The sequence below is a fragment of the Nonomuraea antri genome (genome assembly GCF_013283785.1).
GTDB classification, from domain to species: domain Bacteria; phylum Actinomycetota; class Actinomycetes; order Streptosporangiales; family Streptosporangiaceae; genus Nonomuraea; species Nonomuraea antri.
The window spans coordinates 19,689-44,891 of record NZ_JABCPZ010000066.1; the positions used below are offsets into that span (position 1 = coordinate 19,689).

A 25,203-nucleotide genomic window follows, 5' to 3' on the forward strand; every position below is an offset into this window, starting at 1 on the left:
AGGCACATCATGACGACATCGACCGGCAGGACGGCGCTGGTGACCGGCGCGAGCCGGGGCATCGGCCGCGCGATCGCCACCCGGCTGGCCCGCGAAGGCGCCCGGGTCGCCGTGCACTACGGCGGCGACCACGCCGCCGCCAAGGACACCGTCGCCGCCATCGAAGCGGCCGGCGGGCGGGCCTTCGCCGTCCAGGCCGAGCTGGGCGCGCCCGGCGACGCCGAAGCCCTGTGGGCCGCCTTCGACGCGCACGCCGACGGGCTGGACGTCCTGGTCAACAACGCGGGCATCCTCGGTGACCAGAGCGAGATCGACGGCGTCACGCGGGAGGGCTTCGAGCGCCTGTTCGCGGTCAACACCACCGCACCGTTCCTCATCACCCAGCAAGCCCTGCCACGGCTGCGCGACGGCGGGCGGATCATCACGGTGGGCACCATGCTGACCCGCGGGGCCGCCATGCCCAGGGCGATCGACTATGCCATGTCCAAGGCCGCGCTCGACGTCATGACCGTCGCCCTGGCCAAGCAGCTCGGGCCACGCGGCATCACCGTCAACCTCGTCGCCCCCGGCGTCATCGACACCGACATGCACCAAGGACGCCTGGTCGGCCCGGCCCTGACCTGGCTGACCGCCCAGACGCCCCTCGGCCGGCTCGGCACACCGCAGGACGTGGCCGACGCCGTCGCCTTCCTCGCCTCCGACGACAGCCGCTACATCACCGGACACCGGCTCGACGTCTCAGGCGGGACGACCATGTAACCCCGCGAGTGCCGCCCCGTGACGAGCCCTTCCTACCTGCGGGACGCGGGCGTCACGGGGCGGCGGGTGCGGCGATCTTCGCCAGTGCCCGCAGCCCCTCCAGCACTTCGGCCGAGGTGGGTGCGCTCGCCGGATTGCTGAGACTCTGGACCATCACCCCGGTCATCAGCGCGGTCTGCACCATGCCGAGGGTGCGGGCGGAGTGATCGGAGACGGTCTCCTCCGGCACGCTCTGCAGGATCGCGGCCATGCCACGCCAGCCCTGCGCGACACCGCCGGCCAGGTGGGCGGCCAGGTCGGGCTGCCGCTGCGCCTGCAGGAACAGCTCCACCGTGGCCAGCCACAGGTCGGGATGCGCGGTGAACTGCTCGATGAGCCCGTCCCACATGCGCTCGAAGCCGCGGGCCGCGTCGTCGCCCGCGCCCGGGGCCAGGGCGCGGCCGAGGCTGTCTCCCCACTCGTCCAGCAGGTCGAACAGCGCCTGGGTGAGCAGGGCCTCCCGCGATCGGTAGTGGTAGCCGATCGCGGCGGTGCTCACGCCCGCCGCGCCGGCGATGTCGCGCACGCTGGTGCGGTCGTAGCCCTTCTCGCGCAGGCACCGCTTGGCGGCCGCGAGCAGGTCTTCACGGTTTCCCATGCGGCACACCCTACCAACAGATTAGCGCAATCGTTTCATTCGATCGTTTTGCTCGTTCGTTTGACTCGATCGTGCAAATCTGGCTATGGTCCTCCCATCGCTTGACGGACAGGGAGACCGAACATGAAGAAGACGATCGCGGCGACGGGCCTCGGCCTCGCTCTGCTGGCCACCATGGCGCCGACCGCGCAGGCCGCCGCCGACCCCTCGGTCGTGGTCACCTCGAAGGGCGCGGTGCGCGGGAGCGTCGGCCAGCAGGTGCGCTCCTTCCAGGGCATCCCGTACGCCGAGGCCGCCCGTTTCGCCGCGCCCCGCCCGGCCACCTCCTGGACCGGAGTGCGTGACGCCACCAGGCCGGGCGCCGTGTGCGCGCAGCCCGCCGGCTACCCCATCGGCAAGCCCAGCACGGACGAGGACTGCCTGAACCTCAACGTGACCACGCCCGTGGGCAAGCGCGGCAAGCTGCCGGTGATCGTGTGGATCCACGGCGGCAGCATGATGTTCGGCATGGGCGACCTGTACGGCCCCGACCGGCTCGCGGCCGGCGGCGCCGTCGTGGTGTCGATGAACTACCGTCTGGGCGTCGCCGGTTTCCTGACCCACCCGTCGCTGAAGGAGTCCGGCGGCCTCGCCCTGGACGATCAGCGCCAGGCGCTGCGCTGGGTGGGCGAGAACATCGCGGCCTTCGGCGGCGACGCGGGCAACGTGACGATCATGGGCCAGTCGGGCGGCGGCTTCGCCGTCTGCGGCCATCTCGCCTCGCCTGCCTCAGCCGGGCTGTTCCACCGGGCGATCGTGCAGAGCGCGCCCTGCGGCATCCCGGGCAACGCCTCCCGCACCCCGGCCGTGGCCCGGGCCGAGAGCAAGGAGGTGATCGAGAAGGTGGGCTGCGCCGACGCGTCCGACGTGGCCGGCTGCCTGCGCGAGGTCCCGATGGACCGGCTGCTGAAGGCGTACGGCACGGCGCGGGAACCGCGCCCGGTCAGCGGCACGCCCGCGCTGCCGCTCCCGGTCGACGAGGCCCTGCGCACGGGCCGGTTCAACCGCGTCCCCGTCCTGTACGGAGTCAACCACGACGAGGAGAACGGCATGATCCTCGGCCTGGAACTGGCGACGGGCAAGCCCCTGCCGGCCGCGGACTACCGGCCCGCGATCGAGCAGGCCTACGGCAAGAGGGCCGGCGCCGTGCTCAAGCGCTACCCGCTGGGCGCCTCGGCGGGCAGGACCCTGGCGCGGGTGAAGACCGACTCGACCTGGTCGGCGCCGACCCTCGACACCGCCCGCACGTTGTCCCGCTGGACTTCCACGCGCATGTTCGAGTTCGCCGAGCGTAAGACCCCCTGGTACGCGGGTTACCCGAAGCCGAGCTTCCCCGCCGCCGCCCAGCACATGGCCGAGCTGCCGTACCTGTTCGACCTGGCCCTGTTCGACAAGCTCTCGCCCCGGCAGGCCGCACTCGGTGACCGGCTGATCGGCGCCTGGATCCGTTTCGCCGCCACCGGCGACCCCAACGGCGGCGGCGAGCGGACCTGGCCCCGCCTGCGCGACGACCGCGGCCAGGCCGGCTGGCACGTGCAGTCCCTGACGTCCGGGGCCTGGAAGCGGGCCGACTTCGTCACCGACCACGGCTACCGCTTCTGGAGCGGCAACTGAGCCGCAGCCGCTGAAAAGGGTGCGCCCCGAGAAGGGGGCGCACCCTTCGGCGTGCGGAAGCTCGGGCCGCTGCCACCAGGCGCCTGCCTGACGTTTCCGGTGATCTACTGCTCAGCCGGGTCAGGCCGGCCGCCCAGACGGGGAAACTCGATATGAGTGAGGAGTTCGGAAACCTCCCAGAGCTTTTGCGCGATGTCATCGTCGAGTGCTTCACCGGACAATTCTTCGAGTGCGGCGGGGCCGCGTACCCCGAACCGGCTGGGGCCGGAGAAGCTTGCGCCGGGGACGTCGCCGACGGTGGCCAGCAGGGTCGGCCGGGCCCCGCCTTCTGGGCTTTGGGCCAGCAGCCGCGTTCCCAGTGCGAGGGTGCGGTCCAGGATCCGCCGGCCGGTGGTCATGGTGAATCCGGTGGCTGCCCAGCCGGGATGCGCCGCCGTGGCCAGGATCGGCGAGCCGGCTCTGATCAGGCGGCGCTGCAGTTCCCGGGTGAACAGCAGGTTGGCCAGCTTGGTCTGTCCGTAGGCGCCGAACGGCCGGTAGGGCCGTCGTTGCCACTGCAGGTCCGCGAAGTCGATGTGTGCGCTGCGGTAGTTGGTGGACGACACGGTGATCACCCGCCTGGTGATCCGGCTCAGGAGCAGATTCGTCAATGCGAAGTGCCCGAGATGGTTGACGCCGAACTGGCTCTCGAAGCCGTCGGCGGTGTGCCGCAGGGTGTCGGTCATGGAACCGGCGTTGTTGATCAGGTGGTCGATGGGGCCGTCCATCGTGCGGGCGAACTCGCGCACGGAGGTCAGCGACCCGAGGTCGAGCGGGCGCGACTCGGTGAGTCCGCCTATCTCGGCGGCGGCCGCGCGCCCGCGGGTCTGGTCGCGCACGGCGAGAATGACCCGTGCGCCCTTCGCCGCCAGCGCGGCAGCGGTGGCCTTGCCGATGCCGCTGCTGCCGCCGGTGATGATGACGGTCCGGCCGGTCTGATCGGGGATGTGCATGGTCATGAGGTGATGGCGGTCTTTCGGTGATCGTGTTGCGCGGTGTTCGAGATCGACGGCTTCCGAATGCGCCGGTTCACAGGCTGTTCCAGAAGTCCGACAGCATGCGGGCGGCCCGGGCCGGGTCCTGAAGCATCCACCAGTGACCGAGCGCGTCGAGGTCGACGGCACGGGCGCCGGCGCGCTGGGCGGCGCGGTGGCGGAGCGCGACGCTGCCGGCGGTGAGGTCGTCGGTGGCCACGGGAACCAGACCGGGCCGGGCCGCGACGTCTCCCGAGAAGGTCTCCTCGACGTGGCGCTCCCCGTGGTCCAGGAAGGTGGCGCCGAAGTCTGCGGGAAGTGCGGCGCCGAAGCCCGGAGGTGAGAGCCGGACCACGTCCTGCCGCTGGGACCTGGGCAGTTTGCTGATCAGCGGAGCCCAGACCGCGGAGGTCACCGGGACGCCGTGGACAAAGACAATGGTCATGCCAGGTATGACACCACCGGACCGGCGGAGGCGTCCAAGGCCTGTATTGCACCCCGTCATGCGAGAAGTGCATAACGCGGGACTAGCCTGGGGGCATGCTTCCCGATCTGGATCTTCGGCTGGTCCGGTACTTCACGGTCGTCGCCGAGCAGTTGAACTTCGCCCGGGCGGCCGAGGAACTGCGTGTTGCCCAGCCGTCCCTGAGCCGTCAGATCCAGCGTCTGGAGAACACTCTCGGCGTGCGTCTCCTGGAGCGCACCACCCAGGGCAGCCGCCTCACCGCCGCGGGCGCGGCTTTCCTGCCCAAGGCACAGCAACTGCTGCACAACGCCCAGCAGGCGGTCCAGGCCGCCTTGGCCGCGGCGCCGGCGCGCACGATCACCATCGGGTACGTCGACGATCTCGTCATCACCCCCGCCGTGCGCGACCTGCGCCGGCGATTTCCGGACGCCCACGTCCGCACTCGTCACCTCGGCTCGCAGGACGCCTCCATGCTGCTGGAGCGGCAGGTCGATGCCCTGGTCACCCGTACGCCGCTGCCGATCCCAGCCGCGGATCTGGCGGTGACGGTTCTGTACTCCGAGGCCCGGGTCCTGCTCGTGCCCGCGTCGCACCGCCTCGCGGGGAGAGAGGCGGTCACGGCCGGCGACATCGCCGCGGAACCACTCGTGGGCTGTACCGGGATGGGCGTCGAATGGACCACCTTCTGGCGGCTCGAACCCCGATCGGGCAGCGAACCCGCCCCGGTGGGTCCTGTCTTGGCCGAGGCCTACGAGGACAAGCTCGAGGCCATCGCCGACGGCACCGCCATCGCCATCGTCCCGGCCGGCGACCGGCGCCACACCCTGCGTCCCGACCTGGTCACGGTGGCGCTCGACGGGATCGAGCCTTGCCAGATCGTCGTGGCAACCCGGACCGCGGACACGAACCCACTCGTCACAGAGTTCGTGCGATCCGCGAAGGATCTCCTGGTGGGACAGGCACTTCCCGCACCTGCCTGACCGGGAAATCGCCGCCCCGCGGGCCCTGCCGGATCTGGACCCGATCGAGGCTTGTACCGAAACTGTACCGGCTGACCGGTATAGTTTGGGTATGCCACGACCAAGCTCGAAGGACCGTCTCCTCGACGCCGCCGCCGACGTGCTGCTGTCGCAGGGAGGCGAGTCGCTCACCCTCGAAGCCGTCGCCAAACGGGCCGGGGTCTCCAAGGGCGGACTGTTCTACCACTTCCCCACCAAACAGGCCCTGGTCGCCGCCATGGTCGACCGGCTGACCAAGGCCTTCGAGTACGCGCTCGCCCAGGCGGGCACCCAACCGGGCGACTTCCTGCGCGCCTACGTCGAGGCGACGATCCCCGAGCGGCACACCACCGCCACGTCGCCCGCCGACCGCGTCACCGCCGCGCTGCTCGCCGTGGTGCTCGTCGACCCGGCGGAGCTCGAGCCGTTGCGTCAGCGGTTCGCCGCCTGGCAGGCCAGGCTCGCCGACGACGGCATCGACCCGGCGGCGGCGACGGCCGTACGACTGGCCGTGGACGGGTGGTGGGCGGCCAGGCTGCTCGGGCTCGGCTCCCCCGGACCCGAGCTGCATGACGGAACCCGCCGCTACCTGATGGAGGCCATCGACCGTGCTGCGCGCGACTAAGTGCCTGATGCTCGTCACGGATGTCGGCTTCGTGGTCTATTTCGCCGTCACCGGTCTCGGGCTGATCCCGCCGGAATGGGCGTTCGCCGACTACGCCAACCCGCTGATGGCCGACTGGAACTGGTCGTTCCTCTGGATCGACCTGCTGGCCAGCGCCACCGGGCTGACCAGCCTGTGGCTCCTGCGCCGCCGCAGGGCGAGCGGCCCGTCACTGATGCTGGTCTCGCTTGTGCTGACCATGGCCTCAGGGCTCATGGCGATCGCGTTCTGGACGCTGCGGGGAGACTTCTCACTCGCCTGGTGGATACCGAACCTCTACCTCATGCTCTTCCCCGTTCCCGGGATCATCTGCCTGACGAGGCAACCCGTCGGGGTCCGCGCATGATCTTTCAAGGTCCTGCCTGAGGGCCGGCCCGATCCCGGTGGGACCACTGGGACAGTTGGACCGCCCCGACACCGCGGACTCTTAGAGATATCGCCCCACGACGTCGGAGATGCGTCCCCCGCGGACCAGGAAGCTGTAGGTGAACAGCTCTTGCCCGCCGTGCCCGGTGTCGAAGGTGAACGCCACGGTCAGGCGCTCGCCTTCGACGCGGCGCGAGGTCTCGCGGTAACGGCCACCCGCATCCGTCACGTCCGGTTTGAGAAAGTCGTCCACGATCGCGGCGCCCGTGAAAACCGTTCCCGCCCGGTCGAAGCGCGCGTCCGGGGCGAAGAGCTTACGCAGGGCGGCTGCGTCCCCGCTGTTGGCCGCCCGGACGAAGGCGTCGACGACGTCCTCGGTCCGCCCGCTGGTCGGGACCGCGGGGGCCGTACTCCCGCTGGTGGCGATGGGTGAAGGAGTTGCCTGGGCGCAGGCACCGGCTGTGACGGCCAGCGCCATCACAGCCACCGCCAGGTTGGCCACCTTCATGCGAGCCGCTCGGGGACCGGGGCGAGCCGGTAGTTGGCCCAGACGAAGGCATCCATCTGGTGCTGGTCGCCGGACAGGTTGACCACCCGGTCGACCTTGCCGTCGGCGTCGAAGTGCCACACCAGCGCCCACAGAGTGTCGACCCGGCCGACGCCCTGGGTGGTCCAGCCGCGGTGGATGTCGACGACGTACTCGTGGTCGGCCTCCAGGAAGACCGGCTCGGCCTGGAAGCCGGCCTTGCCGAGCTCGGCCAGGAAGGCGGCCACCTCCTCGACACCGTGCTTCACGCCGGAGAGCGGGTGATGGCCGGGAATGGTCCACGCGACGTCGTCGGCGAGGACCGCCCGCATGCCGTCCAGGTCGTGGGCGGCATAGGCGGTGAAGAAGCGCCGAATGGCTTCGATCTTGGGGTCGGGCATGCTCATGTGATTCTTTCTGCAGGTAGTTTGGCGTCGATCTTCGGCCCCTTCTTGATGACGTGCACCAAGGCCATCGCGTGTCCACGTCCGAGGTCGTAGTCCTGTTTCAGCCAGTCGACGATCACTCCAGGCTTTCACGGACGGCTCGTCGAAGCCGCGTTCCTTCGCCAGCGCGATGAACTCGCGTGGGGTACGGCGCCGGTCACCGACGGCCGGGATCGGCACGATGTGATCAGAAGCTCACGTCGATCAGCTTCAGCGCCTCCTCCCTGAGCCCGCCCAGGGTCCGCATGTCGTACGGCGGGTGCGGATCGTATTCGATCGCCAGCTGTACGGTTTGCGCCGTACGCTCGCCCGCCTCCCGGGCGAGCAGCTCCAGCGCCATGTCGATGCCCGACGAGACGCCCGCGGCAGTGACGATCTTCCCGTCGAAGACGACCCGCTCGTCGACCGGCTCGACGCCCAGTCCTGCCAGGTGCTCGACCCAGCCCCAGTGCGAGGTGGCCCGTCTGCCGGCGAGCAGTCCCGCCGCGGCCAGGACGAAGGAGCCGGAGCAGACCGAGGTCGTCCACGTGGTGTGCTCGTGCGCGCTGAGGAGCCAGTCCGTCAGCGCCTTGTCGGTCATCGCGGGCACGGTGCCCGGCCCGCCCGGCACGACGATGACGTCCGGACGCGGCACCTCCTCGTAGGAAGCCGTGGCCATCAGGGTCATCGTGCCCTGATCGTCGGTGACGGGGCCGGGCAGCCCGGCGACCAGCGTGACCGTCCAGCCCGGCGCGAAGGCCAGGGCCGTGTACGGGCCGACGACGTCCAGCGCCGTGAAACCTGGATACAGGGGAATGGCAACGTCCATTTTCAGCCTTCGTTCGAACGGAACCGGCGACGGTAGTCACCGGGTGAGATCCGCCAGTGCCGGCGGAAGACTCGGTACAACGTCTCCGGAGCACCCAGTCCGGTGAGCCTGGCGACGGTGTCCTGCGAATGATCGGTGGCCTCCAGCAGCCTCCTGGCCGCCTCGGCGCGTGAGCGCTCCACGTAGCGGCCGGGAGACAAGCCGCTCTGCTCGGTGAACACCCGCGAGAAGTGCCGCTCGCTCATCCCGGCGCGGTTGGCGAGGGCCGGAACGCTCAGGTCCTGGGCCGGGTGCGAGTCGATGTAGGCCAGCAGATCACGCAGCGGTTCACGGGTAGGGGCCTGTATCTCCATCGGCGTGCTGAACTGGCTCTGCCCACCCGGCCGGTGCAGGTAGACCACCAGACCGCGGGCCACGTCCCTGGCCACCTCGTGGCCGTGATCCTCCGCCACCAGGGCCAGCGCCAGGTCGATCCCTGCCGTCACTCCGGCCGAGGTCCAGATGTTGCCTTCCTTGATATAGATCGGATCGGCGTCCACCCGCACTGCCGGATGCCGCTCGGCCAACTCCCTGGCGGCCAGCCAGTGCGTGGTCGCACGCTTGCCGTCCAGCAGGCCCGCCTGCGCGAGCAGCAGGGATCCGTTGCATACCGAGGCGATCCTCGTGGCCTTTCCCGCCAGCCGTACCAGGCCCTTGATCAGGACCTCGTCGTGCCGCACCCGCGGGACCGACAGGCCGCCGGTGACCAGCAGGGTGTCGATCTCGCCGTCCAGCGAGTCGAGCGCGTGCTCGGCCATCGTGGTGATGCCGCCGTGCGCCTTGACCGCGCCTGCGCTGGGTGCGGCCACCTCCACCTGGTACGCGTCACGACGGAACAGGCTCGCTGTCGCGAACACATCGGCGGGACCTGCCATGTCGAGAAGCTGGAAACCTTCGTGGACCACGATGACGACTCGCATGGCATTCATGCTGGTCGTAGTGGGGTTATGGCGTCAACGACACACATATTGCAAATTACGCCATGGTCAAAGGTTGGAACGGGATCCGGCGTCAGCAGGTTCCCGCTGATCAGCGGGCCACCTTCCCTTGCCGACATTCCGTCCGGATCGGGCGTCCGAAGGATCTGTGAGTCTGGTGGTGGCGCTTGAGGCGACGGGCCGCTACGCGGCGCGGTGGTACTCGTTGATAAGTCCGCCGAGCACCCTCCGGAGTTCGATCCGGTCTTCCAGCGGGACGGCGGTCTGCTCGTCGTGATCGGGTGGCCGCTGCACGCGGGACTGGTGCGGCCGATGCCTGTTGTAGTGATCGACGTACTCACCGAGCACCGAGTGCAGATGCCGTTCGCCGTAGATCAGCATGCGGTCGGTGCACTCGGCCCGTACGGTGCGTACCCACCGCTCGGCGTAGCAGTTCGCCCGCGGTGTGCGCGGCCGGATTTTCAGCACCGTCACGCCCGCGCCGGCGAAGTCCGCGTCGAAGGCACCGGTGAACTTGGCGACTCGGTCGCGGATGAGGAAGCGAAAGGATCTGACCCGGTCCCCGAGGTCCATGAGCAGGTTGCGGGCCTGCTGAACCGTCCGGGCTCCGGTCGGGTGGGCGGTCACACCCAGGATGTGCACGTGCCGGGTGGCGACTTCCATCACGAACAGCACGTACAGGCGCTTCAAGGAGACCGTGTCGACATGGAAGAAAGTCGACGGCCAGCAAACCGTGCGCCTGAGCCCGCAGGAAGGTCCTCCACGAGGTGTCGGTGCGTGGCGGAGCCGGGCCGACCCGCCGGCTGCGAAGGATCCGGCGTACGGTCGCTTCGCCTGGTAGCCGAGCCGGATGAGTTCACCGTGCACCCGGCGATACCCCCAGGCCGGATTCTCCCGCGTCAGGTGCACCACCAACTCTCGGATCTCCTCGCTCGTCCTTGGGCGGCCGGAGCGGCTCGGATACGTCCACCGGCGTCGGATAAGACGCCGATGCCAGGCCAGCAGCGTGCCCGGCGTCACCAGCCGATGAGCCGCAGCCCGGGCGGCAGGAGTCGTGTCAGCGCGGATAGGAGCGCTCGATCGGCCCAGTCCGGCTTCGGCCGGGTGCCTTGTCTTCGCAGTATCGCCACCTCATGCCGCAGCACCAAGATCTCGACGTCCTTGGCCGCCTCGCTCCGGCACCGCAGCGCCAACCAGCCGAACACCCGGATCATGATCAGGTACAGGAGACGGACAGGCATAAGAGCCAATCTTGCCCACACCGCTGCATCAGCCCGACCTTCAGGTCAAGCACTCTGCGACGACTTTGAAGCGGTACAGCCTTCCCCCACCTGGACCAGGTCGCCCGTGTAATCACTGCGTCATCGGAGCACATCGTTCAACCGGGGTCCCTGCTGGTCGCCTCGACCCCCAGCGAGGTACAGATTGTCGAGACCCTTGTCCCGGTGATTCCCAGCCGCGGCATGCTCGCGGTCAGTCCGTTCTACGAGTCTGATCGCATGTGGCTCCTGCACGATCTGCGGGCCAGAGCTGCTGAGCTTGTGCTGACAGCCCAAGGGAGGCAGGCGCGCGAGCTCAGCAGGAGGATCTTTGAGCAGCAAACTGTCCGATGGCCTGATCCAACGGTGCGAGAGGCGTTCGGGCGCATTGCCGGACCGCTTCATGAGCGGGCGAAGCTGGCGACCGCGGAGAACCGGACCTTGGACGCCCTCGCCAAAGCGGCATGGCGTGAGATGACTCCCCCAAGCGACTGGCCACCACGCGACTCGTAGCCTCCGGCCCCGGAGAAGAGGACAACTGAGCGATTCAGAATCGCTCACGGTAGGTGCCAGGAAGCGGCTGCGATAAGCGTGGCAATGAGAGCTCCGATATGAGGCCAACTCTGCTGGCAAATCGGCTTTAGAGTGTTAGTGCGGATACTGCTGGGCTCGACCACGTTCCCGTATCAACCCCCAAGCGTCTGCTCGTCCGTTGAGCGAACTGAAGCAACAATTCAGGACAATCTACCTTTCCCCTTGTTTCATCGTCATACGTCTGGCAGGTTCCATATGTTCAGGTCGAGAAAGGACGATGTATGTACGAAGACGTCCGGCCGGTTGCCGAGCCACGAGCGTGGATGATTCGCGGTGGCCGGGAAGGGCAACGCGAAGCGCGGGCGCTACATGAGGGGCTGGTCATCGTGGGCTGGCAGGAGGCCGGCGACCTCAGCCGCTACCCGAATCGAGAACAGCTGGCCGAGGCTCTACGTCTGGCATTCCCCACGGCGGCTGCGAACGTTATCTCCAACTGGACTGGGCAGCTCTGGCGATTCACCACCGAGATCCGTACCGGAGACCTGGTGGTCATGCCCCTGAAATCGCCCGCCGGCCACATCGCCATCGGCAAAGTAACCGGCCCCTATGAGTACCGAGCGCACGAGCCGGAAGACTTCCAACAAGTGCGCACGGTCGACTGGCTCCGCTGGGACGTGCCCTTAACAGCCCTCCGACCTGACCTGCGCGCCAGTCTGAGCTCGTTGCTCACCGTCTGCGGCCTGACGCGCAACAACGCCGCCGGCCGGATCGCCGACATCGCCGACACCGGCGTCGATCCCGGCTTGGCAGGCGAGGAAGAAGTCACCAGCGCAGACGAACTCCTCGAAGACGCGGCCTCTCGCGACCCGGCCAGTCCACGCCAGATGACCATCCGCAGTCTGCTGGAGCACTGGGGGCAACGGCGACGTACCGGCCCCGTCATAGCCACCATCAAAGCCGATCTGGCCAACAAAGGGCTGACCACCCGCCCGCCCTTCACCGAAGGCTCGGTCAGCGACGAGATCGCCCTCGTCCCCCTCGGCGCTGAACCGGCCTCCGGCGCCACCACCGTTGACGACACCACCAACACCGAGGACGTCTCAGAACCCGAGCATATGAGCCTGCGCCTGGGCAGCCTGCCCACGCCGCTAGTCTCCGTACCCAGCACGGTCACCCTGACCTACGCCAAAACTCTGATGGTGCAACGCCGGTTCTCCCAGATCGCTGTGATCGACCCCGACGGCACCTACCACGGAGCGATCAGCTGGGAGTCCATCGGCCGCGCTCACATCGCTGCGAACCAACCTTCCCTCCAAGCCGCGATCGCGTCGGCCCGGGTCGTGGACCATGACGCGCTTCTACTCGATCAGATCGAGGCCATCTACGCCGACGGCTTCATCTTCGTCCGCGACGCCGATCGCGTGCACGTTACGGGTATCCTCACCGCCGCCGACCTCACCGGGCAGTTCGGGAGCCTCGCCCGTCCCTTCGTCCTCATCGAAGAAGCGGAGAACAGGCTCCGGCGCATCACCGACGAAGTCTTCACCGTGGACGACCTCAGAGACGCCGTACAACCACACCGCAAATCAAAGGTGCACCGAGCCGCCGACCTCACCTTCGGTGACTACATCTTCCTTCTCAAGGACCCACAACGTTGGTCTCTTCTGCAGTGGCAGCTCGATCACCAACTCTTCCTTGCGCACCTGGACGAAGTCCGAGAGATCCGCAACGATCTGATGCACTTCACCCCGGATCCGCTCTCTCGTGATCAGTACGGGACCATCGAAGGACTACTCAGCCTGTTGCGCACGGTTGATCCCAGACCATGAACAGGTACGCACGGAGGAACGCAGCTCAGCACGCCCATCTGGCGAACGTCACGTGAAGTATCCACACAGTCACACACTCCGGGTTAATGTCAGTCATGGAGATCGGGGAAGAGTGGGCCTATCGCGAGCGGCCGAGGGCGCTGGCCGATCCCGTGCACCGCGTCACGATCGTGAAGATTCGCGATAACGACGACTCAATCAGGATCCGCCGACTGGACGGCGACGACGCCGGGCTACAGGAATGGGTCTCCTACGCCTCTCTGCTCGACCGGTGGACCGACATCGAACCGCGGCTCAACGACGAGCGGCGCCTTGTGGCCGTCAGAGAAGCATCGTCTGCTGCCGGCGACACGATCGAGTACAAAGCCGCGTTGCTCGTCGTGAAGGTCTGTGGGCTTGGCCGACGGGTGATCCTCGGACGAAGCAAGACCGAGACGGGGGTCCTGCGGATCGACAAGCCTGTGGGGGTAGCTGATCGTCTGGGACTCACCGTCGAAGAACTAAGCGGCATTCCAGAAGTCCTGCACGTAACGGGGCGTGAGATCGCAGACGCGGGCAGGCATTGACAGGGACCTCGCCGGGGGTTGGATCGAAGTTGCCTGCAACGCCCACCCACCCGGCGAGGTCGTGGTCAGTATGCGCCCGGTCAGCGTGTTCGCCAACGGTCCCCAAGGCTCGATCGAGCAGGTGCGCGCCGACCTGCGCGGCCGGTGGCGGCAAGCCAGGCGGGCGATGATGGTGCTGTTGTCGGTGCACGGGCTGTCCCCGGCCCAGATCGCCGACCTGCTGGAGTGCGACGCGAGCACGGTGCGGCGGTGGATCGGCCGGTTCAACCGCCACGGGTCCGCAGGCTTGGCCGACCGGCCCCGTCCAGGACGACCGCGTATCGGCGGGCCCCGCCTGCTCGCCCGGATCACAGCGCTGCTGGAACGAGCCGGACCGTGGACGGTGTCCAGGTTGTGGCAGTACCTGGGCCGTCCGAAGCTGAGCCCGCGTACCCTGTATCGGCGACTGCGCCTGGTGGCGATCTGGCGCCAGCCCAAGCTGGTGGCCCGCGGCGATCCTGATCGCTGGCGGGCGGTGGCCGCCATCAGCGCCCGGCTGCGACGGTTACAGCGCGGCGCGGTGGTGTGGGCCACCGATGAGACCCACGTCCACCTGCTGCCACACCTGCGCGCCACCTGGACGCTGCGCCCGTGCCGGCCCGAGATCGTCACACCTGGCAAGAACCGGCAGGTAACGGTGTTCGGCGCGCTGGAGATGACCACCGGCCGGTGGGTGTATCGGCTGGGCCGCCGCTGCGCCGCCGACTTCATCGCCCTGCTTGAGCAGGTCCGCCTGGCCGTCCCGACCGCCCCGGCGATCGTGGTCATCTGCGACAACGACAGCATCCACCACGCCAAAGCCGTCACCGCCTACCTGGCCGAGCACCCCACCATGGAGCTGCTGTTCGGAGCCCGCTACAGCCCGCACGACAACCCGGTGGAACGCATATGGGCCGCGCTCAAGGTGTTCATCGCCAACTCCGCCGTCAGCTGGCCCGGCAGGCTCAGACAGATCCACGCCTTCTTCCGCGCCCGCTCACCCGATCAGATGCTCACCGCAGCAGCGCCCTGGACCAGCCCCTGGCTGCCTGCGGGTTACAAGCGGAACTTTTGGAATGCCGCTTAGCCGACGACCCTCTCGCCTTCCATGATCGTCATGGGACGCTGATCAGCCCTTGGCGGGCAGCACGGCGGCTGATGCCGACGATTGCTACGACCTTCTCCGAAGGGATCATAGAAGCGATCCACCGGGAAGAAGCGGAACTGCGTTCGGAGAACCTCTACGGGTACCCGTACCGTCCATCCTGGGAGGACGTCCGCAAGGAACGCAAAGTACGGCTGCGCGAGCGCGAACCTGTGCACGCCTTGGTGCGGCAGTGGTGCGGGCAGGAAGCCGTTGAGCGGTTCGATGAGCTGATCGCCTTGCGCAACGAGGTTGTACGGCTTGGCAAGCTCCTGGACCGGGCGGTCGAGGCACTGCGCAAGCGCGGGGCTACGACTACCGCCGCCACCATTGAAAGCGACCTGGGCGTCCCCATCGCCATGCTGATGGATAGAGATCGTCGCACCTGACGCCGGCGGGTTCTTCCGGTCGTGATTCTCGTTCGCCTCGGCTCTCCTCCCGTAGGTAGCGGTGCAGGGCCTCCGGGGTCGGTTCGATGTCGAATTTCGCCTCGGTCAGCACGCTCGGCGTGTGCAGGGGATCCATGTGATCTGCCTGTGCTCGCGCCCACGTCACCCACTGCGTAATCGTTGCCTCCTGTGCAGGCAGAGTCGCCGCAAGTGCTTCCAGCCCTCGACAGAATTCGCGGATCTCCGCGGCACAGGCCCATCCCTCCAGCGCCTGGCCGAAGACTCGCCGCCGATGCTCCTCCCTTGCCTGGTCGGCGGCCTGCGCACGTTCCTTATCGCGCGCTGCTTGCCGCTCCGCCTCCCGCCACCGCTGTTCCTCCTCCTGGCGTCGCCACTTCTCAGCGCGTTCCCGCTCAGCCTTCTCTCGCGCCAGGCGTGCCGGCTGGTCGACCTCAGCGCGCCGCTCAATCTCCTTGACGGCCGCTCGTATCTTGTCCTCCAGACGTGAACGCTTGTCGTCCGCCCAGCACTGCAGACCGCGCCCTTCCCCCAACTCGAGCCGGAGCCGGCCCGAAGGGACCTCGTCGTACTCGGGCGTGAGCCGTTGCCAGGTGTAGAGCTTTCGGCTCCGGAGTTCGTCTTCGGTGTACACGTGAGGAACGCGGTCGAGTTCCTCCTTGATGTTCAGCTGTACCGCTTCAAACCTCGTACACGTAGTTTGATCTGGTGTTTCTTCGGGTAGCTCAGGCGGCTCGGTGGTACTCGTTGATGGCTCCGCTGAGCACCTTCCGGCGCTGAATCCGGCCTTCCAGCGGCACCACGACGTCCTCGTCTTGATCGGGTGGACGTTGCCGCCGGGACTGGTGCGGGCGGTGCGCGTTGTAGTGCTCGACGTACTCGTTCAGGACCGATTGAAGGTGGCGTTCGTCGTAGATCAGCATGCGGTCGGTGCATTCGGCTCGGACGGTGCGGATCCAGCGTTCGGCGTAGCAGTTGGCTCGGGGCGTTCGTGGCGGTGTCTTCATCACCGTGACGCCCTGGCTGGAGAAGATCTCGTCGAAAGCGGCGGTGAACTTGGCGTCCCGGTCACGGATGAGGAACCGGAACGAGGTGGCCCGGTGTTCGAGGTCCATGAGCAGGTTGCGGGCTTGCTGGGTGGTCCAGGCACCGGTGGGATGAGCGGTAACGCCCAGGATGTGCACACGTCGGGTTTCCACCTCCATCACGAACAGCACGCACAAGCGCTTCAAGAAGACCGTGTCGACGTGGAAGAAGTCACTGGCCAACAGCCCCTTCGCCTGCAGGCGGAGAAACGTCCGCCACGAGGTGTCGCAGCTTCGTGGCGCCGGATCGCGCCTGCTCGCACGCAGGATCCGCTGAACAGTCGCCGCGCTGACCCGCACACCGAGCCGAACCAGTTCACCATGGACCCGCCGATACCCCCACCTCGGGTTCTCCCGCGCCAGACGGAGGACCAGATCCCGGACCTCCTTGGTTGTTCCGGGACGGCCAGCGCGGTGTGGGTATGTCCATGCGCGTTTGATCAAACGCCGATGCCAGGCCAACAAGGTGCCGGGGGTGACCAGCCGATGGGCGCGCAGCATTGACGGCAGGAAACGGGCCAGCGCCGCCAGGAGCGCCCGATCGGCCCAGTCCGGCTTCGGACGCACAACCTGGCGCTTCAGCACCGCAACCTCGTGGCGGAGCACCATGATCTCGACATCCTTGGACGCCTGGCTACGCCCCAGCAACACCAGCCAGCCGAACACCCGGATCAAGGTCAGATACAGCAGACGAACCGACACAGACCGCGATCTTGCTCGCAGGGCCTCTGAACGTCAAAGCCGCAGATCAAGCACCACGCAATAAGTTTTGAAGCGGTACAGGTGACCAGTCACGTTTTCTCCGGGTTGGCGCTTTTTCATTCTGTTTGAGCAGCTCGCGCAGCGAAATCGCGGAGACCTCCTCACACAGACCGGATTCTGCATCAGGGCAGCACTCACTTGAATTCACTCCCCATGAGCGCGTCGTCACATGGTGTTGTAGTTTTCGGCGAGCCAACCCAGGGCTGTGTAATCGCCGCGTCTGGTGAATATCGCCGCTCCCCTGTCGGCGTCGTCCGGCTCGTCAGCTGATCGTGGCGGGATGTCGACGGCTGCCCGACCCGTTACGACGGTGCTGGTGGTGGTGCGACCGTTCCAGGCGATCAGGATGCCAGCGGCGATGTTGTCTACGCTCACCTCGTCAATGCCCTGGGTAAGTACGCAACCGGTTGTGCGCTCGCGCAGGAGGAGGGTGTAGTCGCCTGGCTCGAGCTTACAGTGGCGCGGTGGCGTGGGATTGGGCCAATCCGGAGCTGTCATACCTGCTGTCGTGGCCGAGGCCCATAGGGTCGGGACGAACTCTTTGACGTGGAGTGGCGTGGCCATCTCTTCACACATCCACAGCAGTCGCCCGGCCCCGCGCCGCGGCCCGCAGCGCCGCCAGCGGACCCGCTGTTCGAGGTCGGCCGCGACGATGGCGACCCATGGGTGGACGGTGTTCAGGTAGCCCTGTGCAGCCAGCCAGGCGAAGTAGCGGGGCGCCTGTTCCAGGATCGGGAAGATGGTGCTGGAGGGAAGCCCGGCCACCACCCGGCTGCCGCGTACGAACAGTTCCGGGGAGTGTGCGACCAGCAGCAGAGCTGCTTGGGCGAGGTCGCCCGGCGTGTACGCGTTAGCGGCCCCTAGTCCGCTGACGGCCGTGGTGGTGTGGAGCCGATCACGATGGCCTCCGGCTTTGAGCACGGTGGCCACGACGGGACGCAGCGAATCGGTTACCGGGGCCAAGAGCAACTCCGGCACGATCACCGCCAGGACGTGAATCAGGAGATCCTCGGCAAGGTCAGGACCGTTGGGAACGGGCAACTCGGCCAGGATGGTGCGAAGGTCCGCGCCGACTTCGGTGTTGACCATCAGCCGGGTGGTGAGCAATCCCAGTTCGGTGACGGTCACCTGTGTGCTGCCGTCAGGGCGCGCCGTTTGGGCGAGGTAGCCGTGGTCGATCAGGAAATCGACCGCTTCGATCACCGGCTCGATGTCGTCGTCGCCTTGGTGATGGCACAGGGTTCGCCGCCACCACTGTTCGGCGTGCTCAACAGTGGTGATCCGACCCTGCACGACTTCGGCCAGGACGTGATCGGGCAGGCTGGCGTGAATCTGGGAGTTGACGGTGTAGCCGTCGACCAGGGCTCCTTGCCAGTTAGCTCGCTCCAGTTCGCTGGTGATGAGATAGGCCCAGCCTTGGTTCTCGCCAGCGCCGATCCGGCCGGCTCGGCCGAACATCTGCAAGACCATCGCGACGTCGAGGCTGTCCAGCCCGATCTGGGTGTCGCGGACGATGACGGCGCGGGCGGGCAGGTTGACACCGGCTGCGACGGTGGAGGTCGCCACCAGGACGTCGAGGTCATGGTTGCGGAAGCCGGCCTCGGCCTGGCGTTTGAACTCCCAGTCCTTGTAGTGCAGGCCGATCCCGGCCGATGAGCACACCTCATGGAGCCGGTCGATGTCGTCGACGTCGATTCCGCTGCACGGTGCGCCGCGGGCGGCGGCCAAGGCCAGCGCGGTGCTGCGTACGTTGCGTTTGGATCCGCAGAACACCAGCACGCTGCCGCCATCGCCGGTGACCCACTGGGTCAGCTCGACGGCGGTACGGGTCCGCAGTGCGTTGTCCGCCTTGCGATCCGAGGACGCAGGGATCACAGGCAATTGCCAGGTCAGCCGCGCAGGACGCCAACTGGTCGTGATGAGCCGGCCGTCCAGCCATTCCGCGATCTCAGCAGCGTTGGACACCGTGGCGGACAGTCCGACAATTCGCACCGGCGAGTCCACGCCGCGGACCCGAGCCAGCAGCGCCTCCAGCAAGGGGCCGCGCCCGGCGGAGCCGAGGAGATGGATTTCGTCGACGACCAGACAGCCGACCTCGCTCAGCGCGGTTTGCAGCGAGCTAGCTCGGCAGATGGCCTCGAACTTCTCGGTGGTGGCCACCCACAGATCCGCGACCCGGACTCGTTCGATGTCGGTGCTGTACTCCCCGGATAGCCGTTCGACACGCAGACCCTGACCGCGCCAGCGTTCCAGCTCCCGGTCCAGTTCGTCCGTGAGGGAACGTTGCGGGACCAGCCACGCCGCCTTGCGGCCTTCACCCAGGATTGCGCGGAGCACGGCGAGCATGCCCACGACGGTCTTACCCGCTCCGGTGGGCGCGGTGATGACGAGGTGATCACTCGAGTTCAGCACCACCGGGGCGGCTTGAGCCTGCGCCGGATTTAACCGCTCAAAAGGCAGGTAACTCAGCCAAGAGGCAGGCACCAGATCAGCGGCCGGAACCAGTCTCGGCGGATCAACCAGGCCAGGCTCCTCATGGCTGTCCCATATCTTCTCAAAGGCATCACGGGCGTCGTAGGCCGGCTGCTCCAAAACCTGCGCACCCCAGGTGATCACGGTGCCATCGGCACGTGTCAGCGCCGTGGCCACCGACAACGGCAGAGTCTCCCCTTCCGCCCCGACCGTGGAAATGACTTCGTCTTCTACCCAGTAGGCCACCGACCGGTAGGGAACGTCGGCTGCGGTGAGGTCCTCGCGCAGCAGGTCGAACTCGGGGACGTCCGGCAGTAGCACCCGGATGTCGGTATCAGCCGGTAGCTGAGGTAGCGCCAAGGCCGGGTCGGTGGTCTTGCGCCAGTACAGCAGGCGCAGTTCACGTGGTGGCGGCACGGCCACTTCGCGAGGAGGACCGAACCTCGGGTTGCGGCCAGCGAAAGAGTGCGGCGCGCGTGTGGTCAGCGATCCCAGCACCTGGCCTGGATGGAACGGTTGTACCCGCACCTGCGGTCCGCTCGGCCATGCCGTGTCCGCAACGCCGTCGCAGACGTCCCTCGTGTCCACATTCCCGATGCGGATCACCGCCCGTAGCCCTCCCTCGAGGACCGAAAAGGCAGTAGTAGCCGTAACGTCAGGGCGCCCAGCGGTGTTCTCCGTGTTCGGCTTTTCCAGCACCATGCGGCGCGAGACCTTGAGTTGCTGCAGTGTGAAGGTGGCGGGGCACGCTGGGCAAACCGCGGCGGCCTGAACCCGTGGCTGCCCTTGAACGTGGTGTGTGCGTCCCAGCCCATGTAGCAGGCCGCTGCATCGTGGGCAGACAAGCTCGGTTTGGTGGAGATACCGCCACCCCGGCAACCCGTACCGGACCGCCGCCAGACCGGGGCGCACCCCCCACATTGCCTGAGCGATACCGGTCACGCTCGTGTCTCCAGATTCATCCGTTTCATCCCGAGCCGGAACCGTTGGTCGTACGGCGTTCGCCTTCTTGACGAGATCAGCACGCGTTTTCAGCCCGAGATCAGCGAGGGTGAAGGTAGCGGGGCAATCAGGGCAGACAATGGCCACGTAGTGGTAGGACTTCCCGCCGCTCTCATACGGCTTGCGCATGGTGTGGAGAACGCCACGGCAACGCGGGCACGGCACGTTGACCTGCTGCTCATAGGTCCAGCCAGGCTGAGCGAAACGTTCGATTGCCAGTTTGGGACGCACCTGCCAGCGCTGTTCGGCCAGATCAGCAACGGACAGGTCACTGCCTTGAAGAAGATCGTCGCTCATTCACACCTTCGCCCGAATAAGGCACATAATCCCGACCGAAGAAGGGGGAGGTCAAGACCACAGGTATAGCCGCTCCAGCATAGTCATCTGAGGCTCTTTGCGCAGGTTGAACCCGGGGCCTCAGCGTCACATGCTCCGCACCGCTCATCTACAAGCTCGCGGCCGCAGACCTTAAGGAAGATTTGTCATGATTGGACCCGTTAAGGCGCGAGCGCGACTCTTGCCGGAAAATTCACTCGGAGCCCTCATCGCCCGATCCTCATGCCACTCAGAGCCACCTCACGGCAGCTAACTGTTGCGGAACGCTATAACCTGAGCGGCGCCGAGACCAGAAAACAGGGCTTGGAAGGCCCCAGGTTGGGGCAGTTGAGCTCTATGATCCGAGCATGCTGTCTGGAGATTGGACACGCGAGGATCAGGAGAACGCTCGGCAGGCGTTCAAGGATGCGTACCGCGAAATTCGCCAAGCCATGGCCTACTACCAGCAGGCTCGGCACGGTCTTCGGGCGGGAAATAGCTCCACCCGCGATCTCAGCCACGCCCAGCAATCCTGGTATTGGGCACTAAAGGAGTGGGTTCGCGCCTTGGTCCATCTCGCAGAGGTCAAGGATGGCATCGACCTATCCGCCTATCTCGGGACGGACACGACCCAAGCCGACACCGCTATCCTCTCCACCGAGGCCACGGCCCTGGCCGAGGCCAGAGGAGCCGTCGAGGCGGACTACGAGCGTTACGTGCAACGGCGCCGTAACGACAAGGCAAGCCCTACTGAAGTCGCAGCCGCATGGAAGGCCTGGGGCGATGATCTGACCCGCTGGTCATACGCTCTAGTCCACCGAGAGAAATCCCTGGATCGATTGGCGCACAGCCAGAGAGATGTCGTGGACCTCGTCGGATCGCAGATCAATGACACCAGACCCGGCGCCTACGGGGCAGGCACGTCACGCATGGTGCAGGAGATAGTTGATGCCAGCAACGAGCGCGAGCGAGAGCGCAGCAGGAGCGACCCTGCCCGTGGAGGCCGGCTACCGAAGGGAAGCCCGCTACCGTATGGACGGCGACCAGACGCGCTCCTGACGACGGGCGTCGAGGAACGTCACTATCGGCTCATCGTGGAGCGCCGCATCCGCGTGGTCACAATACCTGCGCATCCGTCAGCCCGGCGGCTTCGCCCGGGCGCCTACATCGGGCTGGCCTGTGGAACCGAGCTCCACTATGCCAAGGTTCGCCGGATCACGGGCTATCCATCGGCCGAGGCCCTGGTGAAGGCGGAAAATCCGAGATGGATCGACCCCGACCGTACCGCTCTGCAAACCCTGGGCGACTGCCACCAACGCTTTGTGTCATTCAAGACACGGAACCCGAGTGTAGATGTAAGGGGATTGTTCGCCATCGAGATCGCTCTGCAGCCGGAACCGCCTGCAGCTTCTACGGCACCTTAACGGGGACGCGGGTTCTAACGATGGCACCGAGTTCCGCTTGCAGGTTGCGAGCCGCGACGGAATGCCCGTACGAATTCAGCTTCTCGATCGCCTTCTCCACGAGCCTGGTCATCCGATCAAATTCTTCCCGGAGCGCGAGCAGTTCATCGAAGCGCTCTGCTGGGAAACCGCACCACGCGCGGACGAGATTGAAGGTCGGCTGCTCCTTGAGCAGCCGCTCCTTGCAGTATTCCAGAGGCGCTTCGACCGTATAGGTCTTGTGGTCGTGCCGGTAGCCGTAGACGGCCTGGTGGCGCAGCTGGTCTTCGCGTGCCACCCCGCCGGCGAGGACAACATCCGGCATCAGCTCGCAGATCCGCCTGGCGATCCTGAGCGCGATCTCCCAAGGGCCGAAGTAGGTTCCGTTTCGATCAATAAAAGCCAGCGATGCCGACAACAACTCGTGCTGGTCGAACCCGAGGTCTCGGGCCAGGCCTTGGACATCTTCTACTTCGACCGTAGCGCCGTCTCGAGCAGGGCATCCGTAGGAAAGCCGGTGAGAGCGAAGCTGTAAGTAGCCCCGCGCAGCGTAGTGCGCCGCACGATGCTCGAGTGTCTCGAAGGCGTGTTCAGAGGCCGCACGCGCGGCCTGAAACCGCCGTTTGTCGTCGAGGATGAGCTCGATCTCCGGCCAGGGGGCGACCAGGCGAACCATCGGTACCCATTCGGCAAAATCCTCGTCCTCGCCATCGAGATAGCGGACTTGGGCAATCTTCTTCTTCGAAGGGTGGATCTTCACGATCTCCACGCGGCGTGCAGGTGCCCCCGGTGTGCGTGGCTTTTCTCGATACGCCCAGATCTCGCCAATGTTCATCATGGCTCCGGCATCTCATTTCAAGGATGCTCAAAGCTAGCTCGATCACGCTGTCAACGACGTCTGAAAACGGGATCAGGCACACATTCCGTGATGGATCCATCGGATAGATCACGGTTCGAGTGTTCCGGCCGGTAGCCACTCCTCTGCTCACGAGCATCTGCAGCGTGTTGATCAAGGAGCTGGTCGCTGTTCTGTTCCCTCATCTGATCGGTGTGTGCGTGGAGCAGGTGTTCCGGTCGGGAACCACGGTGCGGATTCGGGCCAGGAGCGGAACCGTGAAGGCCGCCTGCCCGGCCTGTGGAACGCCGTCGCAGCGGGTGCACAGCCACTATGAACGGCGGCTGTCCGATACGGCGGTCGGAGGCCAGGAGGTACTCCTCCACCTGCGGGTTCACCGGTTCTTCTGCCGCACTTCTACATGTGCGAAGGCGACGTTTGCCGAGCAGGTCCCGGGGCTGACCGTCCGATATGGCCGCCGCAGTATTCGGGCGGCGGGCGTGTTACAGGCCATCGCGCTGGCTCTGGGTGGCCGCGCTGGAGCCCGGCTCGCCGGCCGGTTGGCAGCCTCGGTCAGCCGGATGACGCTGATCAGGCTGATCCGCGCCCTCCCAGACCCGGCTGCGGAATCCGGTCCTCGGGTGCTCGGCGTGGACGACTTCGCCCTGCGGCGAGGCCACTCCTACGGCACCATCCTCATCGACATTTCCACCAGCACCGTGGTGGACGTGCTCGCTGACCGGACGGCCGACACCCTCGCCGCCTGGCTCCGCGCTCATCCCGAGGTCGAGATTGTCTGCCGCGACCGAGCCGGCGCCTATGCCGAGGGCATCGCCCGGGGCGCGCCACACGCGACCCAGGTCGCGGACAGATGGCATCTCTGGCGGAACCTCGGCGAGGCCGTCGAACGCACCGTCACCCGCCACCGCGACCATCTCCAAGCCCTGACCGCCGCACCCAGCACGCGCACCGACACCTCGCCACCTGCGCCGCCGACCGTCCCGCCCCGCTCGCCCGCCGACCGTCAGGACCGCATCGCCGCCCGAACCCGTGAACGGCACGCCACCGTTCACGCCCTGCTCGAGCAAGGCCAAGGACTGCGCGAAATCGCCCGCCTGCTGTCCCTGGGCCGCAACACCGTCCGGCGCTTCGCCCGCGCCGCCAGCCCTGAAGACCTGCTCGTTCACAACGGCACCGGCCGACGGCCCAAGAACCTGGAAACCTACGACTCCTACCTGCGCAAACGCTGGGCCGAGGGATGCACCAACGCCGAACTCCTCCACCAGGAGCTGCAGGCCCTGGGCTACCGCGGCGGCGGCACCACCGTCCGCCAGTACGTCCGCCCCTGGCGCCACGGAACGCCTCCCGCACCGACATCAACGCGACCGCCCACGGTCCGGCAAGCCACCGGCTGGTTCCTGCGCAACCCCACCCACCTCGACCCCGACGAACACCGCCAACTCCAGACGCTCACCACCACCTGCCCCCAACTGGCGGCGCTTCAGCTACACGTGCGCCAGTTCGCCGAGATGATGACGCACCGCCACGGCCAGAACCTAGAGACCTGGATGAACGCCGTCCTGGGCGACGACCTACCTGAGCTGCACTCCTTCGTCACCGGGCTACGCCGGGACCAACACGCCGTCACCGCCGGGCTCACCCTGCCCTACAGCTCCGGGCCCGTCGAAGGGCACGTCAACCGGACCAAGATGCTCAAGCGACAGATGTACGGCCGCGCCAACCTCGATCTCCTGCGGAAACGCATGCTGCTGGCCGACTGACCAGGGTCCGATCACGGAATGTGTGCCTGATCCAGTTTTCAGCCGTCGCCGTCACACGCATCTGCTGAACAGACATATGCGGCGTGCCCGTCACCGCCCCGGTCGAGCTGAAGGAGAACGGCCCGACATCACCCCGCGCCGCCTGACAAGTCTCCTGCTCACCCACCCCAACCGGCTACGCGACAGCGACAACCAGCTGCTGCAGGAACTCATGCCCGCCTGTGCCGAGCTGGCCGAACTCGCCCGCCATGTCCGCAGCTTCTGCCGGCTTCGACCTGCTGCGCCACCGCATCCTGCTGCCCTGAAATCACCTAGTACTCCAGCCGCACTTATTGATCTTTGAGTTGTTGTCGCTGGTAGTGACTCTGCCGGGCGCGGGCTTGGTGGCGTCTTCGCCAGCGTGACCAGTGCAGGATGTGCCCTTCGTCGATGAGGGGAC

Annotated in this window: 24 protein-coding genes and 1 pseudogene; 11 read left to right on the forward strand and 14 right to left on the reverse strand. The window is 66.8% G+C overall.

Translation table 11 applies throughout. From position 1 onward, the window contains the following. The first annotated feature begins 9 nt into the window (after nucleotides 1-9). Nucleotides 10-759 carry an SDR family oxidoreductase gene (locus tag HII36_RS22425; RefSeq protein ID WP_173525194.1) on the forward strand — a complete coding sequence of 250 codons (750 nt, stop codon included), beginning with the start codon at nucleotides 10-12 and terminating at the stop codon, nucleotides 757-759. Between the two features lie 52 nt (nucleotides 760-811). On the opposite strand, the gene HII36_RS22430 is transcribed toward HII36_RS22425, so the two are convergent. Next, on the reverse strand, nucleotides 812-1,396 hold the full coding sequence (locus tag HII36_RS22430) for a TetR/AcrR family transcriptional regulator (protein WP_173525195.1): 585 nt from the start codon (nucleotides 1,394-1,396) through the stop codon (nucleotides 812-814). Between the two features lie 123 nt (nucleotides 1,397-1,519). Here HII36_RS22430 and HII36_RS22435 point away from each other — a divergent pair, with 123 nt between their 5' ends. Further along, nucleotides 1,520-3,049 carry a carboxylesterase/lipase family protein gene (locus HII36_RS22435; RefSeq protein ID WP_173525196.1) on the forward strand — a complete coding sequence of 510 codons (1,530 nt, stop codon included), beginning with the start codon at nucleotides 1,520-1,522 and terminating at the stop codon, nucleotides 3,047-3,049. A gap of 104 nt (nucleotides 3,050-3,153) precedes the next feature. On the opposite strand, the gene HII36_RS22440 is transcribed toward HII36_RS22435, so the two are convergent. Next, nucleotides 3,154-4,047, reverse strand: coding sequence for an oxidoreductase (locus tag HII36_RS22440; protein WP_173525197.1), 894 nt, complete (start codon nucleotides 4,045-4,047; stop codon nucleotides 3,154-3,156). A gap of 70 nt (nucleotides 4,048-4,117) precedes the next feature. Continuing rightward, nucleotides 4,118-4,507, reverse strand: a complete 390-nt coding sequence (locus HII36_RS22445) for a hypothetical protein (RefSeq protein WP_173525198.1) — start codon at nucleotides 4,505-4,507, stop codon at nucleotides 4,118-4,120. A gap of 95 nt (nucleotides 4,508-4,602) precedes the next feature. On the opposite strand from HII36_RS22445, the gene HII36_RS22450 reads away from it, so the two are divergent. The 3 genes from HII36_RS22450 to HII36_RS22460 all read left to right on the forward strand — a co-directional run bounded on the left by HII36_RS22450 (nucleotide 4,603) and on the right by HII36_RS22460 (nucleotide 6,536). Further along, a complete protein-coding gene (locus HII36_RS22450) occupies nucleotides 4,603-5,508 on the forward strand; it encodes a LysR family transcriptional regulator (RefSeq protein ID WP_173525199.1) in 906 nt (301 codons plus the stop codon). Nucleotides 5,509-5,599: 91 nt separating this feature from the next. Further along, nucleotides 5,600-6,151: a TetR/AcrR family transcriptional regulator gene (locus HII36_RS22455; protein ID WP_173525200.1), complete on the forward strand. Its 552-nt coding sequence runs from the start codon at nucleotides 5,600-5,602 to the stop codon at nucleotides 6,149-6,151. Between the two features lie 7 nt (nucleotides 6,152-6,158). Beyond that, complete coding sequence (locus HII36_RS22460) at nucleotides 6,159-6,536, forward strand: DUF5360 family protein (protein ID WP_173525201.1); 378 nt, start codon at nucleotides 6,159-6,161, stop codon at nucleotides 6,534-6,536. Nucleotides 6,537-6,617: 81 nt separating this feature from the next. Here the strand turns inward: HII36_RS22460 and HII36_RS22465 are convergent, their stop codons facing one another. From HII36_RS22465 to HII36_RS55825, 7 genes and pseudogenes are all read right to left on the reverse strand, one after another. Then, nucleotides 6,618-7,064 carry a nuclear transport factor 2 family protein gene (locus HII36_RS22465; protein ID WP_173525202.1) on the reverse strand — a complete coding sequence of 149 codons (447 nt, stop codon included), beginning with the start codon at nucleotides 7,062-7,064 and terminating at the stop codon, nucleotides 6,618-6,620. Continuing rightward, a complete protein-coding gene (locus HII36_RS22470) occupies nucleotides 7,061-7,489 on the reverse strand; it encodes a nuclear transport factor 2 family protein (RefSeq protein WP_173525203.1) in 429 nt (142 codons plus the stop codon). Before HII36_RS22470 ends, HII36_RS22465 begins: the two co-directional genes overlap by 4 nt. 20 nt (nucleotides 7,490-7,509) lie before the next feature. Next, nucleotides 7,510-7,711: pseudogene (locus HII36_RS22475) on the reverse strand (DUF4287 domain-containing protein); the annotation flags it as partial. A gap of 4 nt (nucleotides 7,712-7,715) precedes the next feature. Beyond that, nucleotides 7,716-8,336, reverse strand: coding sequence for a DJ-1/PfpI family protein (locus tag HII36_RS22480; protein WP_173525204.1), 621 nt, complete (start codon nucleotides 8,334-8,336; stop codon nucleotides 7,716-7,718). Nucleotides 8,337-8,338: 2 nt separating this feature from the next. Continuing rightward, nucleotides 8,339-9,295: a GlxA family transcriptional regulator gene (locus HII36_RS22485; RefSeq protein ID WP_236003753.1), complete on the reverse strand. Its 957-nt coding sequence runs from the start codon at nucleotides 9,293-9,295 to the stop codon at nucleotides 8,339-8,341. Nucleotides 9,296-9,496: 201 nt separating this feature from the next. Beyond that, entirely contained in the window at nucleotides 9,497-10,333 is an 837-nt protein-coding gene (locus HII36_RS58735; RefSeq protein ID WP_217369823.1) for an integrase core domain-containing protein, read from the reverse strand. Continuing rightward, complete coding sequence (locus tag HII36_RS55825; RefSeq protein ID WP_217369824.1) at nucleotides 10,330-10,554, reverse strand: hypothetical protein; 225 nt, start codon at nucleotides 10,552-10,554, stop codon at nucleotides 10,330-10,332. Before HII36_RS55825 ends, HII36_RS58735 begins: the two co-directional genes overlap by 4 nt. A gap of 833 nt (nucleotides 10,555-11,387) precedes the next feature. On the opposite strand from HII36_RS55825, the gene HII36_RS22495 reads away from it, so the two are divergent. The 4 genes from HII36_RS22495 to HII36_RS22510 all read left to right on the forward strand — a co-directional run bounded on the left by HII36_RS22495 (nucleotide 11,388) and on the right by HII36_RS22510 (nucleotide 15,052). Then, a complete protein-coding gene (locus HII36_RS22495; protein ID WP_173525206.1) occupies nucleotides 11,388-12,935 on the forward strand; it encodes a CBS domain-containing protein in 1,548 nt (515 codons plus the stop codon). Between the two features lie 95 nt (nucleotides 12,936-13,030). Then, nucleotides 13,031-13,501: a hypothetical protein gene (locus HII36_RS22500; RefSeq protein ID WP_173525207.1), complete on the forward strand. Its 471-nt coding sequence runs from the start codon at nucleotides 13,031-13,033 to the stop codon at nucleotides 13,499-13,501. A 70-nt stretch (nucleotides 13,502-13,571) separates the two neighbouring features. Then, entirely contained in the window at nucleotides 13,572-14,606 is a 1,035-nt protein-coding gene (locus tag HII36_RS22505) for an IS630 family transposase (protein ID WP_173525208.1), read from the forward strand. Between the two features lie 71 nt (nucleotides 14,607-14,677). Continuing rightward, the gene (locus HII36_RS22510) at nucleotides 14,678-15,052 is read left to right on the forward strand and encodes a hypothetical protein (protein WP_173525209.1); all 375 of its coding nucleotides are present in this window, start codon (nucleotides 14,678-14,680) and stop codon (nucleotides 15,050-15,052) included. Here HII36_RS22510 and HII36_RS22515 read toward each other — a convergent pair. The 3 genes from HII36_RS22515 to HII36_RS22525 form a co-directional block, all read right to left on the reverse strand. Beyond that, nucleotides 14,979-15,704: a hypothetical protein gene (locus tag HII36_RS22515; RefSeq protein WP_173525210.1), complete on the reverse strand. Its 726-nt coding sequence runs from the start codon at nucleotides 15,702-15,704 to the stop codon at nucleotides 14,979-14,981. The two genes, HII36_RS22510 and HII36_RS22515, sit on opposite strands and share 74 nt — an antisense overlap. Before the next feature lie 91 nt (nucleotides 15,705-15,795). Further along, nucleotides 15,796-16,857, reverse strand: a complete 1,062-nt coding sequence (locus HII36_RS22520; protein WP_173525211.1) for an integrase core domain-containing protein — start codon at nucleotides 16,855-16,857, stop codon at nucleotides 15,796-15,798. A gap of 225 nt (nucleotides 16,858-17,082) precedes the next feature. After that, complete coding sequence (locus tag HII36_RS22525) at nucleotides 17,083-20,688, reverse strand: DEAD/DEAH box helicase (protein ID WP_217369826.1); 3,606 nt, start codon at nucleotides 20,686-20,688, stop codon at nucleotides 17,083-17,085. Between the two features lie 386 nt (nucleotides 20,689-21,074). Between HII36_RS22525 and HII36_RS22530 the strand changes: the two genes are divergently transcribed. Next, nucleotides 21,075-22,130, forward strand: coding sequence for a hypothetical protein (locus tag HII36_RS22530; RefSeq protein WP_173525212.1), 1,056 nt, complete (start codon nucleotides 21,075-21,077; stop codon nucleotides 22,128-22,130). On the opposite strand, the gene HII36_RS22535 is transcribed toward HII36_RS22530, so the two are convergent. Next, nucleotides 22,117-22,986: a hypothetical protein gene (locus tag HII36_RS22535; RefSeq protein ID WP_173525213.1), complete on the reverse strand. Its 870-nt coding sequence runs from the start codon at nucleotides 22,984-22,986 to the stop codon at nucleotides 22,117-22,119. The genes HII36_RS22530 and HII36_RS22535 overlap by 14 nt on opposite strands. Nucleotides 22,987-23,150: 164 nt before the next feature. On the opposite strand from HII36_RS22535, the gene HII36_RS22540 reads away from it, so the two are divergent. Beyond that, entirely contained in the window at nucleotides 23,151-24,764 is a 1,614-nt protein-coding gene (locus HII36_RS22540; protein WP_173525214.1) for an ISL3 family transposase, read from the forward strand. Nucleotides 24,765-25,203: the final 439 nt, after the last annotated feature.

Coding starts and splice junctions, on each gene's coding strand:
- HII36_RS22440 (WP_173525197.1), bottom strand. CDS start 4,047: ATGACCATGCACATCCCCGATCAGACCGGCCGGACCGTCATCATCACC.
- HII36_RS22450 (WP_173525199.1), top strand. CDS start 4,603: ATGCTTCCCGATCTGGATCTTCGGCTGGTCCGGTACTTCACGGTCGTC.
- HII36_RS22425 (WP_173525194.1), top strand. CDS start 10: ATGACGACATCGACCGGCAGGACGGCGCTGGTGACCGGCGCGAGCCGG.
- HII36_RS22430 (WP_173525195.1), bottom strand. CDS start 1,396: ATGGGAAACCGTGAAGACCTGCTCGCGGCCGCCAAGCGGTGCCTGCGC.
- HII36_RS55825 (WP_217369824.1), bottom strand. CDS start 10,554: ATGCCTGTCCGTCTCCTGTACCTGATCATGATCCGGGTGTTCGGCTGG.
- HII36_RS22435 (WP_173525196.1), top strand. CDS start 1,520: ATGAAGAAGACGATCGCGGCGACGGGCCTCGGCCTCGCTCTGCTGGCC.
- HII36_RS22530 (WP_173525212.1), top strand. CDS start 21,075: ATGCTGTCTGGAGATTGGACACGCGAGGATCAGGAGAACGCTCGGCAG.
- HII36_RS22445 (WP_173525198.1), bottom strand. CDS start 4,507: ATGACCATTGTCTTTGTCCACGGCGTCCCGGTGACCTCCGCGGTCTGG.
- HII36_RS22535 (WP_173525213.1), bottom strand. CDS start 22,986: ATGATGAACATTGGCGAGATCTGGGCGTATCGAGAAAAGCCACGCACA.
- HII36_RS22470 (WP_173525203.1), bottom strand. CDS start 7,489: ATGAGCATGCCCGACCCCAAGATCGAAGCCATTCGGCGCTTCTTCACC.
- HII36_RS22505 (WP_173525208.1), top strand. CDS start 13,572: ATGCGCCCGGTCAGCGTGTTCGCCAACGGTCCCCAAGGCTCGATCGAG.
- HII36_RS22495 (WP_173525206.1), top strand. CDS start 11,388: ATGTACGAAGACGTCCGGCCGGTTGCCGAGCCACGAGCGTGGATGATT.
- HII36_RS22460 (WP_173525201.1), top strand. CDS start 6,159: ATGCTCGTCACGGATGTCGGCTTCGTGGTCTATTTCGCCGTCACCGGT.
- HII36_RS22510 (WP_173525209.1), top strand. CDS start 14,678: ATGCCGACGATTGCTACGACCTTCTCCGAAGGGATCATAGAAGCGATC.
- HII36_RS22455 (WP_173525200.1), top strand. CDS start 5,600: ATGCCACGACCAAGCTCGAAGGACCGTCTCCTCGACGCCGCCGCCGAC.
- HII36_RS22525 (WP_217369826.1), bottom strand. CDS start 20,688: ATGAGCGACGATCTTCTTCAAGGCAGTGACCTGTCCGTTGCTGATCTG.
- HII36_RS22485 (WP_236003753.1), bottom strand. CDS start 9,295: ATGCGAGTCGTCATCGTGGTCCACGAAGGTTTCCAGCTTCTCGACATG.
- HII36_RS22480 (WP_173525204.1), bottom strand. CDS start 8,336: ATGGACGTTGCCATTCCCCTGTATCCAGGTTTCACGGCGCTGGACGTC.
- HII36_RS22500 (WP_173525207.1), top strand. CDS start 13,031: ATGGAGATCGGGGAAGAGTGGGCCTATCGCGAGCGGCCGAGGGCGCTG.
- HII36_RS22465 (WP_173525202.1), bottom strand. CDS start 7,064: ATGAAGGTGGCCAACCTGGCGGTGGCTGTGATGGCGCTGGCCGTCACA.